This window comes from Pseudomonas sp. Y39-6 (assembly GCF_023651955.1).
GTDB classification, from domain to species: domain Bacteria; phylum Pseudomonadota; class Gammaproteobacteria; order Pseudomonadales; family Pseudomonadaceae; genus Aquipseudomonas; species Aquipseudomonas veronii.
This window is the reverse complement of sequence record NZ_CP069594.1, coordinates 111,135-133,787: the sequence shown is the minus strand read 5'-3', so window position 1 is coordinate 133,787 and position 22,653 is coordinate 111,135. Positions and strand designations below refer to the sequence as shown.

Below are 22,653 nucleotides of genomic sequence, written 5' to 3'. Positions count from 1 at the left end.
CGGTTCGTTTCGTCTTCACACACCGCAATCTGGTCTCTTTCGAGTTCGCAAATTGCTTGGGTGTTATATGGTCAAGCCTCACGGGCAATTAGTATTGGTTAGCTCAACGCCTCACAGCGCTTACACACCCAACCTATCAACGTCGTAGTCTTCGACGGCCCTTCAGGGGACTCAAGGTCCCAGTGAGATCTCATCTTGAGGCTAGTTTCCCGCTTAGATGCTTTCAGCGGTTATCTATTCCGAACATAGCTACCCGGCAATGCCACTGGCGTGACAACCGGAACACCAGAGGTTCGTCCACTCCGGTCCTCTCGTACTAGGAGCAGCCCCTCTCAAATCTCAAACGTCCACGGCAGATAGGGACCGAACTGTCTCACGACGTTCTAAACCCAGCTCGCGTACCACTTTAAATGGCGAACAGCCATACCCTTGGGACCGGCTTCAGCCCCAGGATGTGATGAGCCGACATCGAGGTGCCAAACACCGCCGTCGATATGAACTCTTGGGCGGTATCAGCCTGTTATCCCCGGAGTACCTTTTATCCGTTGAGCGATGGCCCTTCCATACAGAACCACCGGATCACTAAGACCTACTTTCGTACCTGCTCGACGTGTCTGTCTCGCAGTCAAGCGCGCTTTTGCCTTTATACTCTACGACCGATTTCCGACCGGTCTGAGCGCACCTTCGTACTCCTCCGTTACTCTTTAGGAGGAGACCGCCCCAGTCAAACTACCCACCATACACTGTCCTCGATCCGGATAACGGACCTGAGTTAGAACCTCAAAGTTGCCAGGGTGGTATTTCAAGGTTGGCTCCACGCGAACTGGCGTCCACGCTTCAAAGCCTCCCACCTATCCTACACAAGCAAATTCAAAGTCCAGTGCAAAGCTATAGTAAAGGTTCACGGGGTCTTTCCGTCTAGCCGCGGATACACTGCATCTTCACAGCGATTTCAATTTCACTGAGTCTCGGGTGGAGACAGCGCCGCCATCGTTACGCCATTCGTGCAGGTCGGAACTTACCCGACAAGGAATTTCGCTACCTTAGGACCGTTATAGTTACGGCCGCCGTTTACCGGGGCTTCGATCAAGAGCTTCGCGTTAGCTAACCCCATCAATTAACCTTCCGGCACCGGGCAGGCGTCACACCCTATACGTCCACTTTCGTGTTTGCAGAGTGCTGTGTTTTTAATAAACAGTCGCAGCGGCCTGGTATCTTCGACCGGCATGAGCTTACGGAGCAAGTCCTTCACCCTCACCGGCGCACCTTCTCCCGAAGTTACGGTGCCATTTTGCCTAGTTCCTTCACCCGAGTTCTCTCAAGCGCCTTGGTATTCTCTACCCAACCACCTGTGTCGGTTTGGGGTACGGTTCCTGGTTACCTGAAGCTTAGAAGCTTTTCTTGGAAGCATGGCATCAACCACTTCGTCATCTAAAAGATGACTCGTCATCAGCTCTCGGCCTTAGAATCCCGGATTTACCTAAGATTCCAGCCTACCACCTTAAACTTGGACAACCAACGCCAAGCTGGCCTAGCCTTCTCCGTCCCTCCATCGCAATAACCAGAAGTACAGGAATATTAACCTGTTTTCCATCGACTACGCTTTTCAGCCTCGCCTTAGGGACCGACTAACCCTGCGTCGATTAACGTTGCGCAGGAAACCTTGGTCTTTCGGCGTGGGTGTTTTTCACACCCATTATCGTTACTCATGTCAGCATTCGCACTTCTGATACCTCCAGCAAGCTTCTCAACTCACCTTCACAGGCTTACAGAACGCTCCTCTACCGCATCACTTACGTGATACCCGTAGCTTCGGTGTATGGTTTGAGCCCCGTTACATCTTCCGCGCAGGCCGACTCGACTAGTGAGCTATTACGCTTTCTTTAAAGGGTGGCTGCTTCTAAGCCAACCTCCTAGCTGTCTAAGCCTTCCCACATCGTTTCCCACTTAACCATAACTTTGGGACCTTAGCTGACGGTCTGGGTTGTTTCCCTTTTCACGACGGACGTTAGCACCCGCCGTGTGTCTCCCATGCTCGGCACTTGTAGGTATTCGGAGTTTGCATCGGTTTGGTAAGTCGGGATGACCCCCTAGCCGAAACAGTGCTCTACCCCCTACAGTGATACATGAGGCGCTACCTAAATAGCTTTCGAGGAGAACCAGCTATCTCCGAGCTTGATTAGCCTTTCACTCCGATCCACAGGTCATCCGCTAACTTTTCAACGGTAGTCGGTTCGGTCCTCCAGTTAGTGTTACCCAACCTTCAACCTGCCCATGGATAGATCGCCCGGTTTCGGGTCTATTCCCAGCGACTAGACGCCCTATTAAGACTCGCTTTCGCTACGCCTCCCCTATTCGGTTAAGCTCGCCACTGAAAATAAGTCGCTGACCCATTATACAAAAGGTACGCAGTCACCTAACAAAGTAGGCTCCCACTGCTTGTACGCATACGGTTTCAGGATCTATTTCACTCCCCTCTCCGGGGTTCTTTTCGCCTTTCCCTCACGGTACTAGTTCACTATCGGTCAGTCAGTAGTATTTAGCCTTGGAGGATGGTCCCCCCATATTCAGACAAAGTTTCTCGTGCTCCGTCCTACTCGATTTCATGACTAAGAGATTTTCGCGTACAGGGCTATCACCCACTATGGCCGCACTTTCCAGAGCGTTCCGCTAATCTCAAAGCCACTTAAGGGCTAGTCCCCGTTCGCTCGCCACTACTAAGGGAATCTCGGTTGATTTCTTTTCCTCAGGGTACTTAGATGTTTCAGTTCCCCTGGTTCGCCCCTTACACCTATGTATTCAGTGTAAGGTAACCATCTTATGATGGCTGGGTTCCCCCATTCAGAGATCTCCGGATCAAAGTCTGTTTGCCGACTCCCCGAAGCTTTTCGCAGGCTACCACGTCTTTCATCGCCTCTGACTGCCAAGGCATCCACCGTATGCGCTTCTTCACTTGACCATATAACCCCAAGCAATCTGGTTATACTGTGAAGACGACATTCGCCGAAAATTCGAATTTCTCAATTAAGAGAACTCACAAATTTTACCTTAGCCTGATCCGTTACCAGTGAAAGTAACGTTCAGTCTATCTTTCTATCACATACCCAAATTTTTAAAGAACGATCTAATCAAAGACTAGAAATCAACATTCACCATCATCACGATGGAATGCTCATTTCTAAGCTTTCAAACTTCAGAAGCAGTAGTGGTGGAGCCAAACGGGATCGAACCGTTGACCTCCTGCGTGCAAGGCAGGCGCTCTCCCAGCTGAGCTATGGCCCCGTATTTCTACAGGTTCCCACACAAAATTGGTGGGTCTGGGCAGATTCGAACTGCCGACCTCACCCTTATCAGGGGTGCGCTCTAACCAACTGAGCTACAGACCCAATTTCGGGCTGCTTCTTATCGTCTTCTTCAATGAATCAAGCAATTCGTGTGGGAACTTATGGAGCAGCTGATGTCGTCGATTAAGGAGGTGATCCAGCCGCAGGTTCCCCTACGGCTACCTTGTTACGACTTCACCCCAGTCATGAATCACACCGTGGTAACCGTCCCCCCGAAGGTTAGACTAGCTACTTCTGGTGCAACCCACTCCCATGGTGTGACGGGCGGTGTGTACAAGGCCCGGGAACGTATTCACCGCGACATTCTGATTCGCGATTACTAGCGATTCCGACTTCACGCAGTCGAGTTGCAGACTGCGATCCGGACTACGATCGGTTTTCTGGGATTAGCTCCACCTCGCGGCTTGGCAACCCTCTGTACCGACCATTGTAGCACGTGTGTAGCCCAGGCCGTAAGGGCCATGATGACTTGACGTCATCCCCACCTTCCTCCGGTTTGTCACCGGCAGTCTCCTTAGAGTGCCCACCATTACGTGCTGGTAACTAAGGACAAGGGTTGCGCTCGTTACGGGACTTAACCCAACATCTCACGACACGAGCTGACGACAGCCATGCAGCACCTGTCTCAATGTTCCCGAAGGCACCAATCTATCTCTAGAAAGTTCATTGGATGTCAAGGCCTGGTAAGGTTCTTCGCGTTGCTTCGAATTAAACCACATGCTCCACCGCTTGTGCGGGCCCCCGTCAATTCATTTGAGTTTTAACCTTGCGGCCGTACTCCCCAGGCGGTCAACTTAATGCGTTAGCTGCGCCACTAAGAGCTCAAGGCTCCCAACGGCTAGTTGACATCGTTTACGGCGTGGACTACCAGGGTATCTAATCCTGTTTGCTCCCCACGCTTTCGCACCTCAGTGTCAGTATCAGTCCAGGTGGTCGCCTTCGCCACTGGTGTTCCTTCCTATATCTACGCATTTCACCGCTACACAGGAAATTCCACCACCCTCTACCATACTCTAGTCAGTCAGTTTTGAATGCAGTTCCCAGGTTGAGCCCGGGGATTTCACATCCAACTTAACTAACCACCTACGCGCGCTTTACGCCCAGTAATTCCGATTAACGCTTGCACCCTCTGTATTACCGCGGCTGCTGGCACAGAGTTAGCCGGTGCTTATTCTGTCGGTAACGTCAAAACAATCACGTATTAGGTAACTGCCCTTCCTCCCAACTTAAAGTGCTTTACAATCCGAAGACCTTCTTCACACACGCGGCATGGCTGGATCAGGCTTTCGCCCATTGTCCAATATTCCCCACTGCTGCCTCCCGTAGGAGTCTGGACCGTGTCTCAGTTCCAGTGTGACTGATCATCCTCTCAGACCAGTTACGGATCGTCGCCTTGGTGAGCCATTACCTCACCAACTAGCTAATCCGACCTAGGCTCATCTGATAGCGCAAGGCCCGAAGGTCCCCTGCTTTCTCCCGTAGGACGTATGCGGTATTAGCGTCCGTTTCCGAACGTTATCCCCCACTACCAGGCAGATTCCTAGGCATTACTCACCCGTCCGCCGCTCTCAAGAGAAGCAAGCTTCTCTCTACCGCTCGACTTGCATGTGTTAGGCCTGCCGCCAGCGTTCAATCTGAGCCATGATCAAACTCTTCAGTTCAAACATCTTTGGGTTTTTAAGAAACCCTAAACTTGGCTCAGCAATCGTTGGTTACATCTTTGATTTCTCGCGGAGTAACTTGTGATGCTGATAATCTTGTTGACTATCAGTCTGACTCCACAAGCACCCACACGAATTGCTTGATTCAGTTGTTAAAGAGCGGTTGGTTAAGATCTTTCGTCTCAACCGAGGCGCGCATTCTACAGCAGCCTCATTTGCTGTCAAGTGATTATTTTCAGAAGTTTTCAAAGTTTCCTTTGTAACTTCAACCACTTGCGCTTCCGATCTCTCGTTAGCGGGAGGCGAATTCTACAGCGTTACACGCTGCTGTCAACACCTCTTTTTCTCCGCTTTCGACCGAGAAGATCGAAACGTTAATAGAGCCAAACAACCCTGCTCTACCAACTCCTTCCAGGCTTCGATGAACTGAAGCAGGCCGCTGTCGAATCTCGTGTAACTCTTTGTTTACCAAGGAGTTTTCCGTTTCGACTGCGCCGGAAGTGGGGCGAATTATAGACGTCCAGGATTTGCCGTCAACCTTTAATTTCGCTTATCTATCCAATAGTTAGGATTGGCTAAAAAACAACCAACTTTCTTCTATATAGAGCCCTTAATGACGCTCTATATAGAAGAGATGACTCAGATAACCCCAGCTTCTTTTAAAGCAGCCACATTCGCCGGCATCAACCCCAGCACTTCCTGCAACACCCTGACCGTATGCTCACCCAATAAAGGAGGCGCGCTGCGGTATTCCACAGGGGTCTTGGATAACCGTATAGGACTGGCAACCTGAGGCACCATCCCCGCCAGTGCGTGAGGCAACTCAATCGCCAGCCCGCGCGCCTTGACCTGGGCATCCGCGAATACCTGCGCCAGATCATTGATCGGCCCGCACGGCACGCCGACTCGCTCCAGTTGCGACACCCATTCAGCCGTCGTCTTGAACACCGTCGCCTGGCGAATCAAGGGAATCAGTTCCGCGCGATTGGCCACCCGCACCTTGTTGGTCGCGAAACGCGGATCATCCGCCCACTGCGGCCGACCTGCCACCTGCGCAAACTTACGGAACTGCCCGTCATTCCCCACCGTCAGGATGAAGTCGCCATCGGCCGTGGGAAAATCCTGATAAGGCACGATATTCGGATGTGCATTGCCCAAGCGCTTTGGCGGCACGCCTGTCGTCAGGTAGTTCATCGCCTGGTTGGCCAGACAAGCCACCTGCACGTCTAGCAGCGCCATATCAATATGTTGCCCGCCGCCGTCACGCTCGCGATGAGCCAGCGCCGCCAGGATCGCCACCGTCGAATAGAGCCCCGTAAGGATGTCAGTCAACGCCACCCCCACTTTCACCGGGCCCGCCCCCTCATCACCCTCAGGCCGCCCCGTCAGGCTCATGAGTCCGCCCAACCCCTGGATCATGAAGTCGTAGCCCGCACGCGCCGCATAAGGCCCCGTCTGGCCAAACCCCGTGATCGAGCAATAGATCAACGCCGGGTTGACCTCCTTCAGCGAGGCATAGTCCAACCCATACGCCGCCAGGCCGCCCACCTTGAAGTTCTCGATCAGGATGTCGGACTTGGCCGCCAGGTCACGCACCAGCTTCTGCCCCTCCGGCTGCGTGAAGTCGATGGTCACCGACTCTTTGTTGCGGTTGGCCGACAAGTAATACGCCGCCTCACTGGTGTTCTCGCCATACGCGTCCTTGAGGAAGGGAGGCCCCCAGGCACGCGTGTCGTCACCATTGCCCGGCCGCTCGACCTTGATCACTTCGGCCCCAAGGTCCGCGAGGATCTGCCCGGCCCAAGGGCCCGCCAGTACTCGCGACAAATCCAGTACCCGCAGATGCGAAAGCGCGCCCATGCCCGTGCTCCTATTAATAGAACGCCTGAAGACCGGTTTGCGCGCGCCCCAGAATCAAGGCGTGTACATCGTGGGTACCTTCATAGGTGTTCACCACTTCCAGGTTGACCAGGTGACGCGCCACCCCGAACTCGTCGGAGATACCGTTGCCGCCCAACATATCCCGCGCCATGCGTGCGATATCCAGCGACTTGCCGCAGGAATTGCGCTTCATGATCGAAGTAATTTCCACCGCCGCAGTGCCTTCATCCTTCATCCGTCCCAGGCGCAGGCAGCCTTGCAAGGCCAGAGTGATCTCGGTCTGCATGTCCGCGAGCTTCTTCTGGATAAGCTGGGTCGCCGCCAATGGCCGACCGAACTGATGCCGATCAAGGGTGTATTGGCGAGCGGTATGCCAGCAGAACTCGGCAGCTCCCAGCGCGCCCCAGGAGATCCCGTAACGAGCGGAGTTAAGGCAGGTGAAGGGGCCTTTCAAGCCACGCACATCCGGGAAGATGTTCTCGTCGGGCACGAACACGTTGTCCATGACGATCTCGCCGGTAATGGAAGCCCGCAGGCCGACCTTGCCGTGAATCGCCGGAGCGCTCAGACCTTTCCAGCCTTTCTCCAGGACAAAACCGCGGATATCGCCGGCATCGTCCTTGGCCCACACCACGAACACATCGGCGATCGGGCTGTTGGTGATCCACATCTTGGCGCCGGTCAGGCTGTAGCCGCCATCCACCTTGCGTGCCCGGGTAATCATCGCGCCCGGGTCGGAACCGTGGTTAGGCTCGGTCAGACCGAAGCAACCGATCCATTCACCCGACGCCAGTTTCGGCAGGTATTTCTGTTTTTGCGCTTCGGTGCCGAACTCATTGATCGGCACCATGACCAGTGACGACTGCACACTCATCATCGAGCGATAGCCGGAGTCGACTCGCTCGACCTCACGCGCAATCAACCCGTAGCTGACGTAATTCAGGCCACTGCCGCCGTACTGCTCGGGAATCATCGCGCCCAACAGGCCGGTTTCGCCCATCTCACGGAAGATCGCCGGGTCGGTCTTTTCATGGCGGAAGGCTTCGAGCACCCTTGGCGCCAACTTGTCCTGGGCGAATTGCTCAGCACTGTCGCGCACCATGCGCTCTTCTTCGGTGAGCTGTTGATCCAGCAGCAGTGGATCGATCCAGTTGAAGCTTGCCTTGCCAGCCATGAATAAGTCCTCGCAAAGAAATCAGAAGTCGTGGATGCAGACTAGGCTCGGCAAGCGCAGAGGGCAAACGAGGTTTTTGCATAGGCTTGTGCTAATTTCTCACTCCGTAACGGCCGAGAAGGGCGCAAACGCGCCTTATAAGTGAGAACAAGGTACATGCGCAGAAAAATCCCCAGCACCACCGCCCTTGTCAGCTTTGAAGCTGCAGCCCGCCACGAGAGCTTTACCAAGGCGGCGCAGGAGCTCTCCATCACTCAGGGCGCCATTTGCCGACAGATCGCCAGCCTCGAGGAGTTTTTAAGTGTCGAGCTGTTTCGACGCTCGCGGCGTGGGGTCAAGCTGACGGAAGCGGGCCTGTCGTATAGCCGTCGTGTCGCCACGCAATTGGACGCGGTGGAGCGCGACACCTTGTCCGTCATGGGACAGCAGGGCGCGAACGTCATCGAGCTGGCGGTGGTGCCGACCTTTGGCACCCAATGGCTGATCCCTCGCCTCAAGGACTTTCAGCGCCAGCACCCGGAAGTCACGGTCAACCTCACCAACCGCACGCGCCCCTTCCTGTTTGCCGACACCGAATTCGACGCCGCGATCTATTTCGGTGATGCCGACTGGTCCGGTACCGAATCCCACCGGCTGATGGGAGAAAACCCGGTCCCGGTGTGCAGCCCGCGCTTACTCGGCAGCCGCGCACACTTCAGCCCCCAGGAAATCGCAGAACTGCCGCTGCTGCAGCAGACCACGCGGCCCTATGCCTGGCGCCAGTGGTTCAACGCGCAACAACTGAACATACCCCGCGACATGACAGGCCCCCGCTACGAGCTATTCTCGATGTTGTCCCAGGCGGCCATGCATGACATGGGCATTGCGCTGATTCCACCGTTCCTCATCCAGCGCGAACTGGACGAGCACCAACTGGTGATCGCGAGCCCTGAAGCACTGAGCAGTTCGAAGGCGTATTACTTGATGATTCCTGACAGGAAAGTCGAATCGGCCTCCCTGCACGCCTTCAGGGACTGGCTGATCGACCAGTCCCAGCGCTATAGCCCAGTAATCTAAGGACGGAGCGGCATTTGTTGACTATGTAGTCAGCTAAAATAGAATCCTACAGATATATATAAATGTCGCATTCCAGCAAACTGTACCTGTTCGGCGAAAATGAGGCTAAAAGCCATGATTCTCATGGTTTGTAGCAACTATTACCGGCTAATGCCCGACTATTCACAACGGCGAGGGCGAAACTACCAAAAAACCGAAATACACCTTTAACCACTTGTATTTAAATAAGTTATCTCAAGGCATTGCGACAATCAGTCACAGGGTGACTTGTAGTTAATTTTTCGTCACCCGTCATAATCCCTTGAAGGCCGTAAAGTTCGCCTGCAAAATGCCGCGCCCCGCTGTCATTTCAGCGGGATCGTGCTGATCGGCCGCCCCAGATGCGCCACTCACGGTGCGCTGGCCTTTTTACAATAAGATCAAAAGCAAAAAGATCATGCAGGAGATTTCACGTGCACATTGGTGTTCCTCTCGAAACCCAGACCGGTGAAACGCGGGTGGCTGCCACCCCGGAAACCATCAAGAAGCTGATCGGCCAGGGCCATAAGGTCACTGTACAAAGCGGGGCGGGCATTAAAGCCAGCATCGTCGACAGTGCCTATGAAACGGCAGGTGCAACCATTGGCAGCGCCAGCGATGCATTTGGCGCGGAGCTGATCCTTAAAGTGGTTGCCCCCAGCGACAGCGAACTGACGCTGATCAAAAGCGGCACCGTGCTGGTGGGCATGCTCAATCCGTTCAGCAATGAAACCATCGCCAAGCTGGCCGAGCAGGGCATCACGGCCTTCGCGCTCGAAGCCGCGCCGCGAACTTCGCGGGCCCAGAGCCTGGACGTGCTGTCGTCCCAGGCCAACATCGCCGGTTACAAGGCCGTGTTGCTCGCCGCCCATCATTACCCACGCTTCATGCCGATGCTGATGACTGCCGCCGGTACGGTAAAAGCCGCGCGCGTGTTGATCCTCGGCGCTGGCGTCGCGGGCCTGCAGGCCATCGCCACGGCGAAACGTCTGGGTGCAGTGATCGAAGCGTCTGACGTGCGCCCGGCCGTGAAGGAGCAGATCGAATCCCTCGGCGCCAAGTTCGTCGACGTGCCTTATGAGACCGACGAAGAGCGTGAATGCGCCGTCGGCGTCGGCGGTTACGCACGCCCGATGCCGACCAGCTGGATGCAACGCCAGGCCCTGGCGGTCCACGAACGCGCCAAGCAGGCCGACATCGTCATCACCACCGCCCTGATCCCGGGCCGCAAGGCTCCGACCCTGCTCAGCGCCGACACGGTTGCCCAGATGAAGCCGGGCTCAGTGGTGATCGACCTTGCCGCAGCCCAGGGCGGCAACTGCCCGCTGACCGTCGCCGACCAGGTGGTGGTGGAAAACGGCGTGATCATTTGCGGCCCGACCAACCTGGCGGGTGCCGTCGCCGCCGACGCATCGGCCCTGTATGCGCGCAACCTGCTGGACTTCCTGAAGCTGGTCTTCAACAAGGAAGGGCAGTTTGAAATCAACCTCGAAGACGACATCGTCGCCGCGTGCCTGATGTGCCGCGACGGCCAAGTCATCCGCAAAAACGCCTAAGCAGGGATTCAGACGATGGAAGAGCTTATCTCCCCCGGTATCTACAACCTGATCATCTTTGTGCTGGCGATTTATGTCGGTTACCACGTGGTCTGGAACGTTACCCCCGCACTGCACACGCCGTTGATGGCGGTGACCAACGCAATCTCGGCGATCGTGATCGTCGGCGCCATGCTGGCCGCTGCGCTGACCGTGACTCCGCTGGGCAAGACCATGGGCACCCTGGCCGTGGCCCTGGCGGCCGTCAACGTGTTCGGCGGCTTCCTGGTGACTCGCAGGATGCTTGAGATGTTCAAGAAGAAAGCCCCGAAAGTAAAAGAAGAGGCGCCGAAGTAATGAGCATGAATCTTGTCACGACGCTCTATCTGATCGCGTCGATCTGTTTCATCCAGGCCCTCAAAGGCCTGTCGCATCCGACCACTTCGCGGCGCGGCAACCTGTTCGGCATGCTCGGCATGGCGCTGGCGGTGCTCACCACCGTGGGCCTCATCTATAAGCTGGGCGCTGAGCTTGCCACTGCCGGCATCGGCTACGTGATCGTGGGCCTGCTGATCGGCGGCACCGCCGGCTCGATCATGGCCAAGCGCGTGGAAATGACCAAGATGCCGGAACTGGTCGCCTTCATGCACAGCATGATCGGCCTGGCCGCGGTGTTTATCGCCATTGCCGCCGTGGTCGAACCGCAATCCCTGGGCATCGTCAAACACCTGGGCGATGCGATCCCGGCCGGTAACCGCCTGGAACTGTTCCTCGGTGCCGCCATCGGCGCCATCACCTTCTCCGGTTCGGTGATCGCCTTCGGCAAGCTGTCGGGCAAGTACAAGTTCCGCCTGTTCCAAGGCGCACCGGTACAGTTCGGCGGCCAACACAAACTGAACCTGGTGCTCGGCCTGACTACATTGGGGCTCGGCCTGACCTTCATGTTCACCGGCAACCTCTCTGCCTTCGCGCTGATGCTGGCCCTGGCGTTCGTGCTGGGCGGGCTGATCATCATCCCGATCGGCGGCGCCGACATGCCGGTAGTGGTGTCGATGCTCAACAGCTACTCCGGCTGGGCTGCGGCAGGGATCGGCTTCTCGCTGAACAACTCGATGCTGATCATCGCCGGCTCGCTGGTGGGCTCCAGCGGTGCGATCCTGTCCTACATCATGTGCAAGGCGATGAACCGCTCCTTCTTCAACGTGCTGCTCGGCGGTTTCGGCAATGCGCCGGATGCCGGTGCGGCGGCCGGCTCGAAAGAAGCGCGCCCGGTGAAGTCCGGCTCGGCCGACGACGCCACGTTCCTGCTGACCAACGCCGATACCGTGATCATCGTGCCGGGCTATGGCCTGGCAGTGGCACGGGCACAGCATGCGCTGAAGGAACTGACCGAGAAGCTGACCCACCGTGGCGTGACCGTGAAGTACGCGATCCACCCGGTGGCCGGCCGCATGCCCGGACACATGAACGTATTGCTGGCCGAGGCCGAAGTGCCTTACGACCAGGTGTTCGAGATGGAAGACATCAACTCCGAATTCGGCCAGGCTGACGTAGTACTGGTGCTCGGCGCGAACGACGTGGTCAACCCAGCCGCCAAGAACGATCCGAACTCGCCGATTGCCGGCATGCCGATCCTCGAAGCGTTCAAGGCCAAGACCATCATCGTCAACAAGCGCTCGATGGCCAGCGGCTATGCCGGCCTGGACAACGAGCTGTTCTACCTGGACAAAACCATGATGGTCTTCGGCGACGCCAAGAAGGTTATCGAAGACATGGTCAAGGCTGTCGAGTAACACTGCGCCAGCGCAATACCCGAAACCCTGGCCTGCAGTAGGCTAGGGTTTTTTATTGCAGCATGAAAACCGACCAAAGGCCCTAAATCGCTGCCCGGCATTCGACCATGGTAGCGGGCCGAAAACTTTTGAAATCACTAAACTGCGCACCTTGCCTCCGTATCTCGAGATAACAATCCATGTACCGTGATCGTATCCGCTTGCCTTCGCTGTTGAACAAGGTCATGAGCGCGGCTGATGCCGCCGCACTGATCGAGGACGGCATGACCGTCGGGATGAGCGGCTTTACCCGTGCGGGTGAAGCCAAAGCCGTCCCTCAAGCTCTGGCCGAACGTGCCAAGACGTCGCCGCTGAAAATCACCCTGATGACCGGCGCCAGCCTGGGCAACGATCTCGACAAGCAACTGACCGAAGCCGGCGTACTGTCGCGACGCATGCCGTTCCAGGTTGACAGCACCCTGCGCAAGGCGATCAATGCCGGCGAGGTGATGTTCATCGACCAGCATTTGTCGGAAACCGTCGAGCAACTGCGCAACAACCAGCTCAAGCTGCCTGACATTGCCGTGATCGAAGCCGTTGCGATCACCGAACAAGGCCATATCGTGCCGACCACTTCCGTGGGCAACTCGGCCAGTTTCGCGATTTTCGCCAAGCAAGTGATCGTCGAGATCAACATGGCGCACAACCCGAACCTGGAAGGCCTGCACGACATCTACATCCCGACCTATCGGCCAACGCGCACGCCGATCCCGCTGGTAAAAGTCGACGACCGCATTGGCAGCACCGCGATCCCGATTCCGCCGGAGAAGATCGTCGCCATCGTGATCACCAACAAGGCTGACTCGCCTTCCACAGTGACGCCGCCGGACGCCGACACCCAAGGCATCGCCAGCCACCTGATCAACTTCCTCAAGCAGGAAGTGGACGCCGGCCGCATGACCAACAAGCTCGGCCCGCTGCAGGCCGGGATCGGCAACATCGCCAACGCCGTGATGTGTGGCTTGATCGATTCGCCGTTCGAAGACCTGACCATGTATTCGGAAGTGCTGCAGGACTCGACGTTCGACCTGATTGACGCCGGCAAGCTGAGCTTCGCCTCCGGCAGTTCGATCACCTTGTCGGAGCGGCGCAACAGCAACGTGTTCGGCAACCTGGAGCACTACAAGGACAAACTGGTGCTGCGCCCGCAAGAAATTTCCAACCACCCTGAAGTGGTTCGTCGCCTGGGCATCATCGCGATCAACACCGCGCTGGAGTTCGACATCTACGGCAACGTCAACTCCACGCACGTGTGCGGGACGCGGATGATGAACGGGATCGGCGGCTCGGGCGACTTCGCGCGTAACGCGCACCTGGCAATCTTCGTGACCAAGTCGATTGCCAAGGCCGGGGCGATTTCCAGCGTGGTGCCGATGGTCAGCCACGTCGACCACACCGAGCACGACGTCGACATCCTGGTGACCGAAGTGGGCCTCGCCGACTTGCGTGGCCTGGCGCCACGGGAGCGCGCACGGGTGATCATCGACAACTGCGTGCATCCGGACTATCGCGATGCGTTGAACAAATACTTCAACGCCGCTTGCGCGATTGGTGGCCACACCCCTCACGTCCTGCGCGAAGCCCTGAGCTGGCACATTAACCTGGAAGAAACCGGGCACATGCTCAAGGATTGATCGATACACAACCGAGCTGATGCACACAGTTTCATCAGCTCGGTTGCACCACCCTCCTTTCTGTAAAAAACTGTACTGCTGTACCGGTCTTTTCCTACCGAAATATCCCACACCCTTCTTCTAAAATCCCATTTTTGCACTGTTTCAGTGCGGACAGGTACAGTTGCCCCATTTCCGTACAGTACAGCCGCTATAAACAGTTAACTGGCCCCTCACAATACAGGTGAACTGTATCTAGAGAGTCTTGCGCGGGAGGAGGATCATTGGCATCAGTTAAACCACTACCTAATCCCGCCACAAGCGGAAGGATGTCATCATGGAACGTACACTCAGTTCCGATCTGTTCTTTGAAGAAAAAGCTGTAAGCACCCAGGCTTCCCTGCCTCTGCGCGTTATCGCCAACCTGATGCTGTGGCAGCGCCGCATCTCCAGCCGCCATCAACTGGCTCGTCTGGATTCGCGTCTGCTGGCTGACGCAGGTATCAGCGAAGCACAACGCTACGAAGAGCTGAGCAAGCCGTTCTGGCGCTAATGAGCGCTCGCTGGCCCTGACCCACCGGGTCCACAGCCAGCAACCTGATTCGTTAAGCAAAGCCCGCCCCGGGTCACCGGAGGCGGGCTTTGTTGTGTCTGGGCCCGGGTGTTTTCGGCCCCGAACAGATCGCTTGCAAAGCAACCAGTACAGTTCAATTATTATAACAATTAGGCAGTACAATTGAGCGCCGGTGTATCTGTATCGGTCGAAACGATCCGCTCAACATGGTCTTCCAAAAAAAAGACCCTGTAAGGCGCTCCCCATGCACCCACCAGCCCCGCGCACCACGTTGTTACGCCGCACCGTCGCCACGCTCGCCAGGTGGCGGCAACAGGCCCGAGAACGACACCAACTGGCCCAGCTCGACCCGCGAGAGCTGTCCGACGCGGGTATCAGCCCCGGCGAGCGCCAGGTCGAGCTGTCCAAGCCGTTCTGGCGTGACTAGACAGTCAAGACGCTTTTCGAATGGACAGGCCGCGGCTTAATATCCGGTCACCACGTGGCGAACCGTGTAGAACGGGCGTCTGATGCTCAATGGCATCCACATCCGTTTCACAGTGGCCGCTGCGCGTGACCTTATTTGTTCATCTACAGGAGTAACCCCATGTCCCGTCTTCGCCTGCTGAGTGCCGCCACCCTGTTGGCCCTCGCCGCCAACGCCCATGCGTCCAGCCTCATCGTGACGACCGACTCGATCGTCGGCGCATTGAAAGCCACCTCCGATGCCAGTTCCGATGCCACCTCCTCCCTGCGTGACAACAAGGTCGTGCGCGCCGCCCGTGACGACGCCGCCAGCTTCGTCGCCAGCCAAGGCGCCATTCGTGGGGTCAAACTGGAAAGCGCTCTGGCACAGATCCGCCAGCAAGCGCCACAACTGAGCGCTGCGACAGACGCACAACTGGCCCAGGCTATTCTGGCCATCTGAAAACCCGTCGGAACAAGGGAGCGCCAGCCGCTCCCGGATGCCTCGACGCTGGCTCTCGCCCGGGCATTGCGCTAGCCTTGGCGCTCGCTTTCAGTTGTCGAGTCCCATGGCTTTTTCATACCGCCTAGTGCTGGTTCCCGTGATGTTTGCTGCCGGCTGGTCGCCATTGGCTTCGGCCTTTGATCTGTCCACCCAGAGCACTGTGGTGAGCGCTTATGCCACCAGCAAAGTGACCTCCGCGCCGTTTGACCGAAAGTGGGTGCTGGCCGCCCAGGATGACGCTGCCGCATTCATTGCCACTGACGGCCGATGGCGGGGGGCTCGGCTGGAATCAGCGCTGGATCGTCTGCGCCGCAGCCAACCAAAACTTAACGCCAGCGACCTTGAACTGGCGCAAGCAATTCTCGTCCAATAATCATCTTTGTATTTCGGAGTCATTCCATGCGTAGCCCGCTGATCGCCGCCGCTCTCGGCCTGCTGTTGTTGACCGATGTCGCCCACGCGCAGACCTTGAAGGCCACCAGTAACATCATCGTCCGCGCCTCCGCGCGCACCATTGATTTCACCTCGGACACCACCACCTCCATCCGCGACTCCAAAATCGTGCGCGAAGCCCACGATGACGCCGCCAGCTTCGTCGCCAGCAACGGCGAGATCCGTGGCGCACAACTCGAAGCCGCCTTCGACACCCTGCGCACCCGCGTGCCGGAAGCCCGTGATGCCAGCGACCAGACCCTCGCCGAAGCCATTCTCGCGCTGTGAGGCGTCTCATCGCCTGGCTCCTGGCCGGGGCTGTGCTGTTGTGTGCCGGCGCAGCCCAGGCCAGCCTGCAACTGCGGCTCATTACCGAGGGTTTGAGCCCAGCCGAACAGCAGGCCAGCCAGGCGTTGCTCGATGAAGCGCTGCGCTCACTGCCGCCGCGCTTCATCGAACAGTTGGACCGGCGCATCGATGTCGGCTGGACCGACAAGATGCCCGCCAACGCCTACGGCCAGGCCTCCCTGGTGTCCGAGCTGGACCTCAACCGCAACCTGCTCGCCAGCCTGACCGACGGCAGCGCCGCCACCCGCAAGACCAACCGCCCCCACGGCACCGTGCGCCGGGAAATGCTCGCCACCGTGCTGCATGAACTGACCCACATCTACGACCGTGCGCGCCTGTGGCCCAGCGACGAGCGCGCGCTGATCCGACGCTGCAGCCGCCAGAACAACATCACCGGCCTGGTCGGACTGCCCGATCAATGCCGTGGCCAGAACGACCGCCGCTTCACCCTCAGCGACGACCCGCGCCTGCTCGACCTCGCCGGCTGGCCGCAATACGTCGGCCGCCGCGGTGAGCGCGAGCAGCACAACCGCCAGGTCGCGCGCAGCCCGGACCTCTACGAAACCAGCAGCCCGCTGGAGTTCGTCGCGGTCAATATGGAATATTTCCTCCTCGACCCGAGCTACGCCTGCCGCCGCCCCGCGCTGTTCCGCTATTACAAGGAACACTTTGGCTGGGCGCCGCCCGCGCAAGACACCTGCGCCAAGACCTACGCCTTCCTCAACGCCGGCAACGATTTCGCCAAGACGCCCCTGGGCCATGTCGACCCGGAACGGGTCTACGAAATCGATTACCTGCTCGCCGAAGCCAACCAGAACCTGGTCAGTCGCTGGGGCCACAGCATGTTGCGCCTGGTGATCTGCGCGCCGGGGCGCCCTCGCGGCCCGGACTGTCGGCTGGATCTGGACCAGCATCTGGTGTTGTCCTACCGCGCCTTTGTCGGTGACGTACAACTGTCGAGCTGGGACGGCCTGGTGGGCAAGTACCCGTCACGGCTGTTCGTGTTGCCGCTGGCCCAGGTCATCGACGAGTACACCAAGACCGAGTTGCGCGGCCTCGCCTCGGTGCCGCTGAAGCTGACGCGCCGGGAGATCGAGGACACCGTCGAACACGCGGCCGAAATGCATTGGAGCTACGACGGCAACTACTTCTTCCTGTCCAACAACTGTGCGGTCGAAGGCCTGAAACTGTTACGCAGCGGCAGCGCCAACCCGCAATTGACCGGTCTGGACAACATCACGCCCAACGGGCTGCTGGAGGTCCTGCAGGCGCGCGGCCTGGCCGATACCAGCGTGTTGAACGACAAGCGCGAGGCGCTGCGCCTGGGCTATCACTTCGACTCGTTCCGCGAGCGCTACCAAGCGATGTTCGACGTGCTGCGCAAGCGCCTGCCGATCCAGCAGACCCAGGTCGAAGACTGGCTGTCCCTGAGCGCGCAAGAGCGCCGCCACTGGTTCGAGCAGGCCGACCTGCGCACCAGCGCCGCATTACTGCTGCTGGAACAGGCAAGCTTTCGCAAGCAATTGATGCTGGCCCAGGACGAAGTCAAACAACGCTACCTCGGCGCCCGCGAGCTGAAAAATGGCGGCATGGAGAAAGCCAACGCCACGCTGCAGCAGATTCTCGCCAACAGCGGCTTCCTCAGCCGCCCGGCAGAACTGCTGGGCAGCGGTGGCTACGGCTTGCCGCAACCTTCGGAGTCCAAGCGGCTGGAATCGGAAAGTGCCGAGCGCCAGAAACAGCTGCAATCCCTGACCGGCGAACTGGATAAAGAGGTGAGGGCGCTGCTGGACCCGTCCCGCGCCGCCGAGATTGCCGCGTGCGAAGCCAACCTCAAGCAGGTTGGCGAACATCTGCGCAAACTGCACAAAGCAGCGGGCGGCCTCGAATTGCCCTGAAAATTTGCGCATACACCAGCTGAATGTGGGAGCAAGCCCCCTCCCACATGTTGATCTGCGCAGGCCTGGAGACCGTGTGTCATTTCCACCTCACCTGTTTGATCAACGAAAGCTGGCTGAAAGCTTACGCGTCTAGGATCGCCCCCACTGCCGGCAACAGACCGGCTGTTAACAACAACAATGGTGATTCCCGATGTCCGCTCGCTCCCGCCTGTTCGCCCCCACTCCACCCGTAAGCCTCGTGCCTCTCGTTCTGCGCTGACCCCACCCGGTTCGCCATTCCTTAGCCGCGCTACGCCTGGAGTATTCCTATGCTGACTTTCCTTGGCTTTGCCATGGTCATCACGTTCATGTTCCTGATCATGACCAAGCGCCTGTCCGCGCTGATCGCCCTGATCATCGTGCCGATTCTGTTCGCGCTGTTCGGCGGTTTCGCGCCGAAGATCGGCCCGATGATGCTCGAAGGCATTACCAAGCTCGCGCCGACCGGCGTGATGCTGATGTTCGCCATCCTCTACTTTGCCCTGATGATCGACTCCGGCCTGTTCGACCCGGCCGTGCGCAAGATCCTCAAGATGGTCAAGGGCGACCCGCTGAAAGTCTCGGTCGGCACCGCCGTGCTGGCCTTGGTGGTGTCCCTCGACGGTGACGGCGCCACCACCTACATGATCTGCGTGGCCGCGATGCTGCCGCTGTACCAGCGCATCGGCATGAGCCCGCGGATCATGGCCGGCCTGATCATCCTCGCCGGTGGCGTGATGAACATGACGCCCTGGGGCGGCCCGACCGCTCGCGCCGCGAGTGCGCTGCATGTGGACCCGTCAGACATCTTCGTCCCGATGATCCCGGCCATGGCCGCCGGCGTGGTCGCGATCCTGGTGATCGCTTACATGTACGGCAAGCGCGAACGTGCGCGCCTGGGTGAACTGCACCTGCAGGGCGACGAGATCGATCACAGCGAAATCAGCGTGTCGCAATACCCGGATGCCCGCCGTCCGAAGCTGATCTGGTTCAACGGCGTGCTGACCCTGGCGCTGATGTGTACGTTGATCGCCGGCCTGTTGCCACTGCCGGTGCTGTTCATGGTGGCGTTCAGTATCGCGATGATCGTCAACTACCCGTGCCTGCAACAGCAGAAAGACCGCGTCGCCGCCCATGCCGGCAGCGTACTGGCCGTGGTGGGGTTGATCTTCGCTGCAGGGATTTTCACCGGCATCCTGTCGGGCACCGGCATGGTCGACGCCATGTCCAAGAGCCTGCTGGCGGTCATTCCAGAAGCCCTGGGCCCTTACCTGGCGGTGATTACCGCGCTGGTGAGCATGCCGTTCACCTTCTTCATGTCCAACGATGCGTTCTACTATGGCGTACTGCCGGTGCTGGCCGAAGCTGCCAGTCACTATGGCATCACCGCCGTGGAAATGGCCCGCGCCTCCATCGTCGGCCAACCCGTACACTTGCTCAGCCCGTTGGTGCCATCGACTTACCTGCTGGTGGCCCTGGCCGGTATCGAATTCGGCGATCACCAGCGCTTCACCCTGAAGTGGGCAGTGCTGGTGTGCCTGTGCATAATGTTCGCGGCGTTGCTGATGGGGATTTTTCCGCTGTTCAGCACTCTATAATCGTACCGACTCACCGCGCGGCGCTGCAGCTGGCGCGGTTTAACACTCGCTTAAAGGAATACACATGGAATGGCTGACCAATCCGGAAATCTGGATTGCCTTCTTCACCCTGACGGCCCTCGAGATCGTCCTGGGCATCGATAACATCATCATGATTTCGATCCTGGTCAGCCGCATGCCCAAGCATATGCAGGCGCGTACCCGGATCTTCGGCCTGGCCCTGGCCATGGTCACGCGAATCCTGTTGCTGCTGTCCATCACTTGGGTCATGCGCCTGACCGACGACCTGTTCGTGGTCTTCGGCCAGGGCATTTCCGGGCGCGACCTGATCCTGTTCTTCGGTGGTTTGTTCCTGCTGTGGAAAAGCTCCCAGGAGATGTACCACGCCCTGGAAGGTGAAGACGAAACCCACGAAGAGCCCAAAGGCGCCGGTGGCAAGTTCATCTACACCATCATCCAGATCGCGATCATCGACATCGTGTTCTCCCTGGACTCGGTGATCACTGCCGTCGGCATGGTGTCCCACGTGCCGGTGATGATCGCGGCGATCGTGGTCGCGGTGCTGGTGATGATGGCAGCGGCCGGCACCATCAGTGACTTCATCGACAAGCACCCGTCGCTGAAGATGCTGGCGCTGTCGTTCCTGGTAGTGGTGGGTACCGTGCTGATCGCCGAATCCTTCGACGTGCATGTGCCTAAAGGCTACGTCTACTTCGCCATGGCGTTCTCGCTGGCGGTGGAAGCGGTGAACATCAAGATGCGTACCGCCATCGCGAAAAAGAAGAAACAGCAGGACCCTGTGAAACTGCGCAAGGACATTCCGGGTCAATAATCTTGATCCGCTGCTGAAATGGGGCGTTCGCGCCCCATTTTTTCATCTGCACAAAACTGACTTCATGACAGTTTTGTTTCAAACCCGACTTTAGCTATGCGATGCTGGCGCACAGCCCTTTCGCCAACTACAGCTTAAGTACAAGACGTAGAACGGCACGCGGCAATTCTCATTGGCTCCTGTTGGAGCCCACCCACACGGGGGGCCGAGCATGCTGACCTTGCTCAATCTGCTTTCCGCCGTGACCCTGCTGATCTGGGGCACGCATATCGTCCGTACCGGCATCCTGCGGGTCTACGGTTCCAACCTGCGCCACGTCATCGGGCAAAACATGTCCAAGCGCTGGCTGGCGTTCGTCGCCGGTATCCTGGTGACGGCCATGGTGCAGAGCAGCAACGCCACCGCCATGCTGGTCACATCGTTTGTCGGCCAGGGCCTGATGGGGCTGATGCCTGCCCTGGCGACCATGCTCGGCGCCGACGTCGGGACGGCGCTGATGGCCCGGGTGCTCACCCTGGACCTGTCCTGGCTGTCGCCGCTGCTGATCTTTCTCGGGGTGATCTTCTTCCTCTCGCGCAAGCAGACACGGGCCGGGCAATTGGGTCGGGTCGGGATCGGCCTCGGGCTGATCATCCTCGCCCTGCAGTTGATCGTCGAAGCCGCCGGGCCGATTACCCACGCACAGGGCGTGAAGGTGCTGTTCGCCTCACTGACCGGCGACATCCTGCTCGATGCGCTGGTCGGCGCGTTGTTCGCGATGATTTCCTACTCCAGCCTCGCCGCCGTACTGCTGACCGCCACCCTGGCCGGCGCCGGAGTGATCGGCTTGCACGTGGCCATCGGCCTGGTGATCGGCGCCAACATCGGCAGCGGCGTGCTGGCCTTCCTCAGCACCAACATGCAGAACGCCGCCGGACGCCAGGTGGCCCTGGGCAGCCTGTTGTACAAATTGATCGGCCTGTTGCTGATCATCCCGGTGCTCGACCCGCTCGTGTTGTGGATGGACAGCCTGGATTACAGCGCCCAAGGCATGGTCATCAGCTTCCACCTGCTCTACAACGTCAGTCGCTGCCTGATCCTGCTACCGAGCATCGGCCCGATGGCCCGGGTCTGCGCGTGGTTGCTGCCCGAACGGGAAGAGGCCAACGGCAAGGCCACGCCGCGCCACCTGGACCTCGCCGCCCTGGCCACGCCAAGCCTGGCGCTGGCCAACGCGGTGCGGGAAACCCTGCGCCTGGGCGACCTGATCGACAACATGCTCACCGCGATGCTCGAAGTGCTGCGCGGCAAACAGACAGCCATCACCCAGGAAATGCGCAGCCTCAGCGACGACGTCGAGGCGCTCTACAGCGCGATCAAACTCTACCTGGCGCAAATGCCCCGCGAAGACCTCAGCGAGCAGGACAACCGCCGCTGGGCCGAGATCATCGAGCTGTCGATCAACCTGAAACTGGCCGGCGACCTGATCGAACGCATGCTGCGCAAAGTCCAGCAGCAGAAAACGTCCCAACGTCGCCAGTTCTCCGAAGTGGGCCTGGAAGAACTCACCGGCCTGCACAGCCAACTGATTGCCAACCTGCGCCTGGGCCTGTCGGTATTCCTCAGTGCCGACCCGGAAAGCGCGCGCCAATTGCTGCGCGAGAAACGCCGCTTCCGCGCCCAGGAGCGGCGCCTGGCCCATGCCCACGTCAGTCGCCTGCAACGCAAGATCGTACAGAGCCTGGAGACCAGTTCCCTGCATTTGGAACTGATTGCCGACATGAAACGCTTGAACTCATTGTTTTGCAGCAGTGCTTATGTAGTCTTGGAAACGTCCGACACCGGCGCGCTGTCCGCCGAAGATATTGCCGACATCACACATTCGCCCTGAACGTAAGACGGCCGCTG

Annotated in this window: 16 protein-coding genes, 2 tRNA genes and 2 rRNA genes; 14 read left to right on the top strand and 6 right to left on the bottom strand. The window is 58.5% G+C overall.

Features of this window, described 5'->3' with window-relative positions; genetic code table 11:
• Positions 1 to 67 precede the first annotated feature (67 nt).
• From JN756_RS00635 to JN756_RS00610, 6 genes are all read right to left on the bottom strand, one after another.
• A 23S ribosomal RNA gene (locus JN756_RS00635) occupies positions 68 to 2,959 on the bottom strand.
• A gap of 247 nt (positions 2,960 to 3,206) precedes the next feature.
• Positions 3,207 to 3,282: transfer RNA gene (locus JN756_RS00630), tRNA-Ala, on the bottom strand.
• A 27-nt stretch (positions 3,283 to 3,309) separates the two neighbouring features.
• Positions 3,310 to 3,386: transfer RNA gene (locus tag JN756_RS00625), tRNA-Ile, on the bottom strand.
• An 82-nt stretch (positions 3,387 to 3,468) separates the two neighbouring features.
• Positions 3,469 to 5,005: ribosomal RNA gene (locus tag JN756_RS00620) — 16S ribosomal RNA — on the bottom strand.
• Together the 16S and 23S rRNA genes with 2 tRNA genes alongside form the textbook arrangement of a ribosomal RNA operon.
• A gap of 639 nt (positions 5,006 to 5,644) precedes the next feature.
• On the bottom strand, positions 5,645 to 6,865 hold the full coding sequence (locus JN756_RS00615) for a CaiB/BaiF CoA transferase family protein (RefSeq protein WP_126589228.1): 1,221 nt from the start codon (positions 6,863 to 6,865) through the stop codon (positions 5,645 to 5,647).
• A gap of 13 nt (positions 6,866 to 6,878) precedes the next feature.
• Complete coding sequence (locus tag JN756_RS00610) at positions 6,879 to 8,060, bottom strand: acyl-CoA dehydrogenase (protein ID WP_017849059.1); 1,182 nt, start codon at positions 8,058 to 8,060, stop codon at positions 6,879 to 6,881.
• Between the two features lie 156 nt (positions 8,061 to 8,216).
• Between JN756_RS00610 and JN756_RS00605 the strand changes: the two genes are divergently transcribed.
• The 14 genes from JN756_RS00605 to JN756_RS00540 all read left to right on the top strand — a co-directional run bounded on the left by JN756_RS00605 (position 8,217) and on the right by JN756_RS00540 (position 22,636).
• Positions 8,217 to 9,116 carry a LysR family transcriptional regulator gene (locus JN756_RS00605; RefSeq protein WP_102618547.1) on the top strand — a complete coding sequence of 300 codons (900 nt, stop codon included), beginning with the start codon at positions 8,217 to 8,219 and terminating at the stop codon, positions 9,114 to 9,116.
• A gap of 452 nt (positions 9,117 to 9,568) precedes the next feature.
• The gene (locus JN756_RS00600; RefSeq protein ID WP_046381520.1) at positions 9,569 to 10,690 is read left to right on the top strand and encodes a Re/Si-specific NAD(P)(+) transhydrogenase subunit alpha; all 1,122 of its coding nucleotides are present in this window, start codon (positions 9,569 to 9,571) and stop codon (positions 10,688 to 10,690) included.
• A 15-nt stretch (positions 10,691 to 10,705) separates the two neighbouring features.
• The gene (locus JN756_RS00595) at positions 10,706 to 11,026 is read left to right on the top strand and encodes an NAD(P) transhydrogenase subunit alpha part 2 (protein WP_003187417.1); all 321 of its coding nucleotides are present in this window, start codon (positions 10,706 to 10,708) and stop codon (positions 11,024 to 11,026) included.
• Entirely contained in the window at positions 11,026 to 12,462 is a 1,437-nt protein-coding gene (locus JN756_RS00590) for an NAD(P)(+) transhydrogenase (Re/Si-specific) subunit beta (RefSeq protein ID WP_201021689.1), read from the top strand. The genes JN756_RS00595 and JN756_RS00590 overlap by 1 nt, the downstream gene beginning before the upstream one ends.
• A 179-nt stretch (positions 12,463 to 12,641) precedes the next feature.
• Positions 12,642 to 14,135 (top strand): succinyl-CoA:acetate CoA-transferase ScpC, encoded by a 1,494-nt coding sequence (scpC, locus tag JN756_RS00585; protein ID WP_017849055.1) that lies wholly within the window; start codon positions 12,642 to 12,644, stop codon positions 14,133 to 14,135.
• A gap of 316 nt (positions 14,136 to 14,451) precedes the next feature.
• A complete protein-coding gene (locus JN756_RS00580; RefSeq protein WP_017849054.1) occupies positions 14,452 to 14,667 on the top strand; it encodes a DUF1127 domain-containing protein in 216 nt (71 codons plus the stop codon).
• Between the two features lie 265 nt (positions 14,668 to 14,932).
• Positions 14,933 to 15,115: a DUF1127 domain-containing protein gene (locus JN756_RS00575; protein WP_126589229.1), complete on the top strand. Its 183-nt coding sequence runs from the start codon at positions 14,933 to 14,935 to the stop codon at positions 15,113 to 15,115.
• Between the two features lie 159 nt (positions 15,116 to 15,274).
• Complete coding sequence (locus JN756_RS00570) at positions 15,275 to 15,595, top strand: DUF2388 domain-containing protein (protein ID WP_201021688.1); 321 nt, start codon at positions 15,275 to 15,277, stop codon at positions 15,593 to 15,595.
• 106 nt (positions 15,596 to 15,701) lie between these two features.
• Complete coding sequence (locus tag JN756_RS00565) at positions 15,702 to 16,010, top strand: DUF2388 domain-containing protein (RefSeq protein WP_046381522.1); 309 nt, start codon at positions 15,702 to 15,704, stop codon at positions 16,008 to 16,010.
• Between the two features lie 26 nt (positions 16,011 to 16,036).
• Positions 16,037 to 16,357, top strand: a complete 321-nt coding sequence (locus JN756_RS00560) for a DUF2388 domain-containing protein (protein ID WP_017849050.1) — start codon at positions 16,037 to 16,039, stop codon at positions 16,355 to 16,357.
• Positions 16,354 to 18,315 (top strand): DUF7844 domain-containing protein, encoded by a 1,962-nt coding sequence (locus JN756_RS00555; protein ID WP_108525744.1) that lies wholly within the window; start codon positions 16,354 to 16,356, stop codon positions 18,313 to 18,315. The genes JN756_RS00560 and JN756_RS00555 overlap by 4 nt, the downstream gene beginning before the upstream one ends.
• A 311-nt stretch (positions 18,316 to 18,626) precedes the next feature.
• Positions 18,627 to 19,934: a CitMHS family transporter gene (locus tag JN756_RS00550; protein ID WP_017849048.1), complete on the top strand. Its 1,308-nt coding sequence runs from the start codon at positions 18,627 to 18,629 to the stop codon at positions 19,932 to 19,934.
• 64 nt (positions 19,935 to 19,998) lie between these two features.
• Positions 19,999 to 20,766, top strand: coding sequence for a TerC family protein (locus JN756_RS00545; protein WP_017849047.1), 768 nt, complete (start codon positions 19,999 to 20,001; stop codon positions 20,764 to 20,766).
• A 211-nt stretch (positions 20,767 to 20,977) separates the two neighbouring features.
• Complete coding sequence (locus tag JN756_RS00540; protein WP_126589231.1) at positions 20,978 to 22,636, top strand: Na/Pi cotransporter family protein; 1,659 nt, start codon at positions 20,978 to 20,980, stop codon at positions 22,634 to 22,636.
• Positions 22,637 to 22,653 lie beyond the last annotated feature (17 nt).